General features: G+C 43.0%; 8 protein-coding genes. 4 read left to right on the top strand and 4 right to left on the bottom strand.

The features are described 5' to 3' along the window. On the top strand, positions 1–657 hold a 657-nt coding region (locus O9334_RS21755), incomplete at its 5' end, for an RNA-guided endonuclease InsQ/TnpB family protein (RefSeq protein ID WP_288002492.1). 77 nt (positions 658–734) lie between these two features. After that, a complete protein-coding gene (locus tag O9334_RS21750; RefSeq protein WP_288002489.1) occupies positions 735–1,541 on the top strand; it encodes a DUF6515 family protein in 807 nt (268 codons plus the stop codon). Here the strand turns inward: O9334_RS21750 and O9334_RS21745 are convergent. After that, positions 1,538–4,600: a sll1366 family intein-prone helicase gene (locus tag O9334_RS21745; protein WP_288002486.1), complete on the bottom strand. Its 3,063-nt coding sequence runs from the start codon at positions 4,598–4,600 to the stop codon at positions 1,538–1,540. The two genes, O9334_RS21750 and O9334_RS21745, sit on opposite strands and share 4 nt — an antisense overlap. Before the next feature lie 201 nt (positions 4,601–4,801). Here O9334_RS21745 and O9334_RS21740 point away from each other — a divergent pair, with 201 nt between their 5' ends. Continuing rightward, entirely contained in the window at positions 4,802–5,590 is a 789-nt protein-coding gene (locus O9334_RS21740; RefSeq protein ID WP_045358611.1) for a pentapeptide repeat-containing protein, read from the top strand. On the opposite strand, the gene O9334_RS21735 is transcribed toward O9334_RS21740, so the two are convergent. The 3 genes from O9334_RS21735 to O9334_RS21725 form a co-directional block, all read right to left on the bottom strand. Next, positions 5,587–5,958 carry an ArsR/SmtB family transcription factor gene (locus O9334_RS21735; RefSeq protein WP_045358612.1) on the bottom strand — a complete coding sequence of 124 codons (372 nt, stop codon included), beginning with the start codon at positions 5,956–5,958 and terminating at the stop codon, positions 5,587–5,589. The two genes, O9334_RS21740 and O9334_RS21735, sit on opposite strands and share 4 nt — an antisense overlap. A gap of 103 nt (positions 5,959–6,061) precedes the next feature. After that, positions 6,062–6,226, bottom strand: a complete 165-nt coding sequence (locus O9334_RS21730) for a metallothionein (protein ID WP_072024807.1) — start codon at positions 6,224–6,226, stop codon at positions 6,062–6,064. Positions 6,227–6,391: 165 nt separating this feature from the next. Continuing rightward, entirely contained in the window at positions 6,392–6,964 is a 573-nt protein-coding gene (locus O9334_RS21725) for a DUF2808 domain-containing protein (RefSeq protein WP_045358613.1), read from the bottom strand. A gap of 247 nt (positions 6,965–7,211) precedes the next feature. On the opposite strand from O9334_RS21725, the gene recF reads away from it, so the two are divergent. Beyond that, entirely contained in the window at positions 7,212–8,339 is a 1,128-nt protein-coding gene (gene recF / locus O9334_RS21720; RefSeq protein WP_002797623.1) for a DNA replication/repair protein RecF, read from the top strand. The last annotated feature ends 217 nt before the right edge of the window (positions 8,340–8,556 follow it).

The following is an 8,556-nucleotide window of genomic DNA, read 5'->3' as shown; positions in this document are numbered from 1 at the left end:
AAAAAGTTTCGTCAAGGAAAGAAACAGTCTAACAACTATCACAAGCAACGGATAAAAGTAGCCAAGCTTCACCTGAAAGTATCAAGACAACGTAAAGACAAAGCAATTAAAGACGCTTTGGCGTTAGTCCAGTCTAATGATTTGGTAGTCTATGAAGCTTTAAAGGTAAGAAACTTAGTCAAAAACCGTAAGCTTGCCAAGTCGATTTCTGATGCTTCTTGGTATCAATTCACCGAATGGTTGAATTATTTTGCCAAGATTTATCAGATTGTTTGTGTTGCTGTTCCTCCCCATTTTACTAGCCAAGATTGTTCAGTTTGTGGTACGAGAGTTCAAAAAACCTTAAGCACTAGAACTCATCAATGCCCCAATTGTAAAACAGTCTTGGATAGGGATCATAATGCAGCCATCAACATTCTTAAAAAAGGGTTGAAATATTTGGGAAATCATCTCAATGCCTCGACTTCGCTCGGCATTGACACTGAGCGAAGTCGAAGTGTCAACGGTACTGTTGGGCAAACAGAAACCGACCCAAACGCCTTGGGAGAGTCCGGTCTCTGGATTCTTAATGGAGACATTGAGAATCTAAGCTGTCTCGTTGAACAAGGAATTTCCGATAGTGATAGGTCAAGAATCCCCCGTCACAGCGTAGCTTGACGGTGGGAGTATGTCAAAGAAAATAATCTGGGAAGATAAGCAGCCAAGGCGAATAAAAAAATCAAGGAGTCCGGGCTATGAAAAGAGCTTTATGTCAAAACTTATGTGTTCTTGCCGCCCTCCTCTTGGGTACAAGTTTACTGGTAACGGATTATGTGGACGCTCGCGGTGGCGGTGGTGGCGGTAGTCGTGGCGGTGGCGGTGGTAGTCGTGGCGGTGGTGGAGCTTCCCCACGGGTTAGCCGCAGTAGTGATCTGCAAAACCGAGGGAATTTTAGTAATCGTTCCCAACCCTCTAGAGATTTTTCTGGAAGACAGGGGGAACGGCAAACCAGTCAACAAACCCGTCAAGGGGAACGCACGGAAAGACAGGGTGAACGGCAAACCAGTCAACAAAACCGGCAGGGGGAACGCAGCGAAAGAACCGATATCCGTCAAGGGGAACGCAGCGAAAGACAGGGTGAACGGCAGCAGCAGGTTGGTGATCGCCAACAGAACCGTCAGAACTTTATTGACGATAATCGCAACGGTTACTGGCGTGGTGGCGGTTGGTACGGTGGCGGTTATTATGTCCCCCCGGGTTGGGGTTGGGTGGGGTTAACCACTGGCTTAGTCATCGGTTCAGCGCTCGCTACTCTCCCCCCCTACTACAATACCGTCTATGTGGGTTCCACTTCCTACATTTACTCGGACGGCATCTATCTTCAGCCTAGCGGTAGTTCCTACACGGTGGTGGCCCCTCCAATCGGTGCGATTGTCACCTATCTTCCCGACGGCTGTACCACAATCACGGCTGACAATACACTTTATTACAATTGCAGCGGTATTTACTATCGGCCCCTGTTTGAGAATGGTTCTACGGTTTATCAGGTGGTTCGCTTCTAATCGGTTTCTTCTTCATCAATAATTGCCGATCGATCTAATAATAATAAATCTCGCAGGCGATCGGTATCTAATTCTGTTAACCAATTTTCCCCAGCATCTACGGTTTGTTCCGCTAATTGTTTCTTGCTTTCGATCATCTCATTAATGCGTTCCTCTAGAGTTCCCGTACAGATGAATTTATGTACCTGAACATTGCGTTTTTGTCCGATGCGGAAAGCGCGATCAGTGGCCTGATTTTCTACGGCAGGATTCCACCAACGATCGATATGAAAAACGTGATTAGCGCGGGTTAAATTTAATCCTGTTCCCCCCGCTTTGAGGGAGAGAATAAAAATCTTTGGTCCTTGGGGATCATTTTGAAAGCGCTCGATCATTTCTACCCGATCTTTTGCTTTAGTAGAACCGGAGAGAAATAATATTTCCTCGGCTAATTTTTTCTGGAGATGGGTTTGTAGGAGTTTTCCCCACTCGGCAAATTGTGTAAAAATTAAAGCTCGATCGCCTTCTGCTATCACTTCCTCTACCATGGCTTCTAAACGTAATAATTTTCCCGATCTTTGACTGGTTTCTAAACTATTTTCTTTCAAAAAATGGGCGGGATGATTACAAATTTGTTTTAGTTGCATTAGCAAGGTTAAAATTAATCCATGTTTCTGAATTCCTTGAGTTTCTTCAATTTTCTGGAGGGTTGTCTCGACTAATTGTTGATAAAGTTGTCCCTGTTCTTTCGATAAACCACAAAAAATATTCATTTCCTGTTTTTCTGGTAAATCTTCAATAATATTTTTATCGGTTTTTAATCTCCGTAAAATAAAGGGACGGACAAGGGAACGCAAATTATGCAGGGATTCTTGATCGCCGTATTTTTCAATGGGAAGGGCAAAACGACGCTGAAAAAAGGCTTGAGTTCCTAAAAAATTGGGATTAAGAAAATCCAAAATTGACCATAATTCTGTCAGGCGATTTTCTACGGGAGTTCCCGTTAAGGCAATCCGAAATCCTGCGGGTATTTTTCGCACTGCTTGGGATTGTTTAGCCGTAGAGTTTTTAATATTTTGAGCTTCATCTAAAACTAAACCTTGCCATTGTACTGCTTCTAAACTGGACAGATCGCGATAGATTAAAGGATAACTGGTAATAACAACCGATTTATTTTTTACCTCTTGAGCAAAAGCTTGACCTTTTAATCTTTTTTCGCCATGATGCACAAAAACGGCCAGGGTGGGAGCGAATTTTCTTAATTCATGTTCCCAGTTATTGACCACAGAAGTGGGAGCCACCACTAACACAGGATTAACTAACATATCCTGTTCTTTTAATGCTAGTAAAAAAGCGATTAATTGCGGGGTTTTTCCTAAACCCATATCATCGGCTAAACAAGCACCTAAACCCCACTTTTCTAGGAAAGCTAACCAACTAACTCCCTTGATTTGATAGGGACGTAATTCCCCCTGAAATTCCCGCGGTGGGTTGATTAACTGAATAGCTTGATTGTTATTTAAATTATCAATTAATTCCTTTAATGCTCCCTCCGCTTGGAAATTGACTACTGGCAGTTTAGCAATTAGATTATTATCTCCTGAACTCAAGCGCAGGGCATCTTCCACCGAGAGATTAAGGGGAGCGATGGTATTATTTAAAATTGCCTGAGCTGCTTTGACATCGCTGGGTTGTAGGATTAACCATTTGCCCCCCACTTCCACCACTGGCGATTTTTTCTCTAATAACTTATCAAAATCTTTTTTCGATATTTCCTGTTCCCCTACCACTAATTTAAGCTGAAAGTTTAACAAACTGGTTAAACTTAATCTTTCTCCTTTTTTGGGAGTTACACTGGCAGCAATCTTAATTCCTAATCTTTGTTCATGACTACCAGCAGTTAAACCCGTTGGCAAAATTACCCCTAATCCCTGCTCTTGCAATTGCCAAGCGATCGAGCGAATAAACTGATAAACTTCGATCGAATCAAGAGAACATTCCTCTGGGTGTCTCTGCTCTAAACTAATTCTAATCGGTTCGTACAATCGCGCCGCTAATCCCAATCCTTTTAAGAGAATTTCCTGAGGATTATTGACAACTCTTTGATAACTATGATAACTTTCTTTGCCCTCTAACCAAATCAACTTGGCACTAATGAGAAATTCGGGATCATCTAACGCTTGTAAATAATAGGTGAGTTTCCATACTGTTCCTAAACTGGGAGGTTGTAAAGATAAACAGACACGGTATTGATTCTCGATTAATTGGCGATTATTGCCATTAACTAAACTTTCTTGGATAGGAAACACCCAATTATTATAAGCATTTTCTAGACGCTGTAAATTCTTGGCTTCTAAAGCAATGTCATGACTATCACCGCTTAAAGATTGTAGCCAGGGTTTCACCATCAATGAGGGGGAAATGTTAACACTACTATCTATCTTTTGTCGCAAACGAGCATCGACAATATTTTTCAAGCAATCGAGAATAATTGTTTGTGGTTCGCTATTTTCTTGATAGGCAAGACAAACCGGGGGGATGGTTTGGATAAACTTAGCTAAACGAGTGCGATCGATGGTACTATCCAGCAGGGGATACCAGCAACTTTCACCCTGATTTATTCCCGCTAAAAATTTCCCCCTTGCTAATAAATCTAAACTCCAACGGTGCAAATACAGCCAAAATCGTAGATCATTGCCGATAAATTCGGCCTTAGCTAGGGGTAATTTCTCCCATAACCGCACTATCATCCCCGCAGAAAAAGTTAATCCCGATACCTGCCATGGTTGCCAAGACAAGGATTTAGCTGTGGGTTCGAGAATTTGCCCCGACAGGAGCGGTAAAAAATATTTTTTCCTGGGGGGAGAATAACTAGGCAGACTGAGCTTGATTGATTCTGGAGAATACCGGTCAAGCTGAGGGAAAAATTTTTCGATAAATTGGGCTAATTGCCCCGATTCTAGACAAAAAGGATGATTTTCCTTTGTTTCACTTAATTCCTTCCCTTGCCACTGTTCACCCCAAAGAAAAAAAACACTATCTTGCGAACCAATCAGCCAATTACCGTGTAGAGTAGTCATTATGAAATAGGGAAATTCCTTTAAAAAACTTGCTGTTGAAAAGGTAACAAATCTCGATTTTGTCGCTTCTTCTGACGTTAAGAGCCTCTAATCTTCTATTTTAGTTGACAAGGGCTGATTTCTCAAGCAAAATCTAGTTCAGCGATTAGCCCCGATCGAATGGGTATTATCAGTAATAATAAATAGAGTTATTTTTAAACTATGTACAAATTGATCGCCCTAACCCTCGCCCTCAGTCTTCCCCTTAACTTGTCCCTAGTTGGTCAGACGGAAGATTTAAACCACCTACAGCAATTATTATCCACCCGAAAATGTCCCCAATGCGATCTGAGCGGTTCGGGGTTAGTGCAATCGAATCTAGTCGGGGCAAAATTAAATGGGGCCAATCTCGTCGGGGCCAATCTTAGTCAAGCTAATTTAAGTGGGGCGGATCTGAGTGGGGCAAATTTAACTGGAGCCTCTCTTTTTGGTGCTAATCTGACTGGAGCGAACCTAACTGGCGCAATCTTGACGGGTGCGGATTTAAGAGGTGCTTATCTCAATAATGCTAACCTCGACAACACCAAACTAGATACTGCATACGTGCAGGGTGCGGTGGGAATTCCCAGTAGTGCCGGTACTCCTGAACTATTCTACGGTCTAGGAATGGTGGAAGGAAAACAGGGACGCACCAGCGCCGCTATAGAAAATTTTAATAAGGCCTTGACAATTAACTCGGAATATGCTCCAGCTTATCTGGCCCGGGCTATGGCTCACTATCGTCTGGGACAAAATGCGCTAGCAGCCCAGGACGCTCAAATGGCTTCGACTCTCTTTCAACAGCAAGGTAACACCCCCGGTTACGAAGCAGCAGAGAATTTTATTAAAGGCATGGAAATCGCCCTAAAACCGCGAGAACAAGGTGGTGGCAACGCTCAATTAGACCAAATGGTGCAGGGGATTGGTTCTCTGCTTTTACAGTTTGTTTTACCCGCTTTGGGACTGTTTTAATCCTCGTCCGCTGGCTCTTCTAAATGTTCCGAGACCGCATAATAAAGGTCAAGAACATGATGATCGGCAAGGCGATAAAAGACTCTCCGTCCCTGTTTTTGGTATTTAACTAATCTTAAGGCTCTTAGGGTTCTTAACTGGTGCGATACGGCCGATTCACTCATCCCTAAGTCGTCGGCTAAGTCACAAACACATAATTCCTGTTTGGCTAAAAGCGATAGAATTCTTAGGCGGTTGGCATCCCCCAAAAGGCTGAAAAATTCGGCCATTTTTTGGGCTTTTTCTAGTTCTAATCCCTGCAAGTGCTGGAATTTCCCCCCTTGGTGATGGGATTCCCCACAAACCGGTGCTATTTTCTCTATGGCCATGTTTTTTCCCGATCGGTTATCAATTCCGATACTTTTCCCCTTCTTTCCAATACTAGGGTTTGCTGAAAGGTTTTTAGATTTATTCAGCAAACCCTAACTAAATTTAACCGCAACCACAGCCCTTGTGTCCACAGCCTTTCTCGTTAACGTGACCATCGGCACAAGCTTGGCAACAGTAGTATTTATCGTTTTTTTCGATGGCATCGGCGATCGATACTACACACAAACAGGATTCACAAGCACACTTCATGGTGGTGACAGCGATCATGGCTACTACCTCTGAACTTCTTTACTGACTTTAGTATAACATCTGAACAGATGTTCATGGATTGAATAAAGTTAAATTTTTCTAAAACTCAGACAGGAAAGTTAGGGCAGTTATCTCAAGGGTGAGGTGGGAAGTTCTCCTTGATGTTTTTAGACGCGGAACAGCCTACCAGCGATCGCCAGCCTCATAAATTGCTAAACGTCCGACTCCTAGATCTAATCCGGGGGAATTCTCTCCGGGGGGATAAGCAGTAATTCCAAACTGATAGACACCACCATAATCGGGATTTCGTACTGGTTTCAGACCGATGGAAACGGTATTACCGGGGGGGACAGGAGGATCAAAAATGACCGTGATCGTCTTAGTCTTGGGGTCAAAGGTAGTGGATTTTAGGGTTAATTTTTCGCCTCGCTGATTGCGATCGCCAAGAAAAGCAAAGGTTTGATCGAGAAGAAAAGCAATAGTTTGAATATTAGGCTGCTGTTGTAGGGTTACTTTGCCCAAGGGCGCCCCGAGGGACGGCGGTAGAGCGATGGTAAGATAGTATTTTGCCCCCCAAGTACGCACGGATTGGAAAGTAGCGAAGAAATTAACCAGAGTGGGAGAACTCTCAAAAAATATTCTGCCATCGGGAAATTGTCCTGCGAGGGAAACAGAAGCATCAAAAGCGAGTATAGCAATCAAAGCGAGCTTATACAGACTTTCAATCTGTTTTAAAGGCAAAAAAGGAATTTTCAAAGCAAAAGCTACTATAAAATATTGATTGTCAAGGGGAATTATACCAAATTCACTTAACCCTCAACCGCTGCCATTATCAGTGATCAGTGATCAGTTATCAGTGATCAGCTGTTTTCTCCCCACTCCCCCACTCCCCCACACCCCACACCCGTTCGGACCTCGGCGTGAGCTTTTGTCGAACGCTGAGCTCACGGCCGAAGCCCACACCCCACACCCCACTTCATAATTCCCCAACCCCCAACTTGCAATGTATCTAGAACACCTGCACCTTCACAGTTTTAGAAATTATGCCGAACAGTTGCTAAAATTCGAGTCCAAAAAAACAATATTATTGGGCAATAATGCTCAGGGAAAATCCAATTTACTAGAAGCGATCGAACTTTTGGCGACTCTCAAGAGCCATCGAGTCAGCAAGGATCGGGATCTGGTGCTAGAATCGGACTCAGAGGCGAGAATTTTTGCTAGGGTTAATCGTCTTTATGGCGCATCAGAATTAAGTTTAATTCTCCGTTCTTCCGGTCGTCGCACCGTGATCCGTGACCGTCAACCCCTGCGCCGTCATCTCGATTTTTTGGGCGTGATTAATGCGGTACAATTTTCTAGTCTCGATCTGGATTTAGTGCGCGGTGGTCCGGAAGCTCGCCGAGATTGGTTAGATACTTTGTTAATTCAATTAGAACCCCTATACGTTCATATTTTACAGCAATATAATCAGGTTTTACGACAAAGGAATGCCCTCTTAAAAGAGATTCGTAAACAGGAATTAGAGGGGAAAGTTTATGGAGATTTATCCCAACTAAAACTCTGGGATTTACAACTAGCAGAAACCGGTTCAAGAGTAACGAGAAGAAGGGCGAGAGTCCTGCAAAGATTAATTCCTTTAGCCCAAAAATGGCACGAAAGTATTAGCGGAAAAACCGAACTTTTAGAATTACAATATATTCCCAATGTGCCTTGGGTAGAAGATGATGTCAATGGGGTACAAAGGGCTTTTTTAGATAAGATTGAAACCCGTCGTTTGGCAGAGAAACAACTAGGGACATCGGTAGTCGGTCCGCACCGGGATGAAGTGGATTTTTTAATTAACCAAAACCCCGCTAAATCCTACGGTTCCCAAGGACAACAAAGAACCTTAGTTTTAGCCTTGAAATTAGCGGAATTACAGTTATTAGAGCAGATTATCGGGGAACCTCCCCTACTACTCCTCGATGATGTTTTAGCGGAATTAGATATCGAACGACAAAATCAATTATTAGATGCGATCGAAGACCGTTTTCAAACTTTAATTACCACCACTCATCTCAGTTCTTTTGAGTCCCGTTGGTTGCAATCTTCCCAGATATTTTCTGTCAAAAAGGGGCATATTTTTTATTAGCCTATAGCCTCTCTTTATTTTGCTCTTTGTCTGTATAAACCGATAATTCGATCCCCCCTCAATCCCCCCTTATTAAGTAGGGTTGATTCATGAATCAACCCTACTATCAATCAACCCTACTATCAATCAACCCTACTATCAATCAACCCTACTATCAATCAACCCTACTATCAATCAACCCTACTATCAATCAACCCTACTATCAATCAACCCTACT

The sequence above is a fragment of the Microcystis sp. LE19-8.1F genome (assembly GCF_027531715.1).
Classification (GTDB): Bacteria; Cyanobacteriota; Cyanobacteriia; order Cyanobacteriales; family Microcystaceae; genus Microcystis; species Microcystis wesenbergii_A.
Note: the sequence above shows the minus strand (reverse complement) of the source record. Positions and strands in the feature narration are given on the sequence as shown.

What these genes read in the sequence shown, in the direction of transcription:
- O9334_RS21750 (WP_288002489.1), top strand. Translation starts at nt 735, where the DNA reads ATGAAAAGAGCTTTATGTCAAAACTTATGTGTTCTTGCCGCCCTCCTC.
- O9334_RS21745 (WP_288002486.1), bottom strand. Translation starts at nt 4,600, where the DNA reads ATGACTACTCTACACGGTAATTGGCTGATTGGTTCGCAAGATAGTGTT.
- O9334_RS21735 (WP_045358612.1), bottom strand. Translation starts at nt 5,958, where the DNA reads ATGGCCATAGAGAAAATAGCACCGGTTTGTGGGGAATCCCATCACCAA.
- recF (WP_002797623.1), top strand. Translation starts at nt 7,212, where the DNA reads ATGTATCTAGAACACCTGCACCTTCACAGTTTTAGAAATTATGCCGAA.
- O9334_RS21730 (WP_072024807.1), bottom strand. Translation starts at nt 6,226, where the DNA reads ATGATCGCTGTCACCACCATGAAGTGTGCTTGTGAATCCTGTTTGTGT.
- O9334_RS21740 (WP_045358611.1), top strand. Translation starts at nt 4,802, where the DNA reads ATGTACAAATTGATCGCCCTAACCCTCGCCCTCAGTCTTCCCCTTAAC.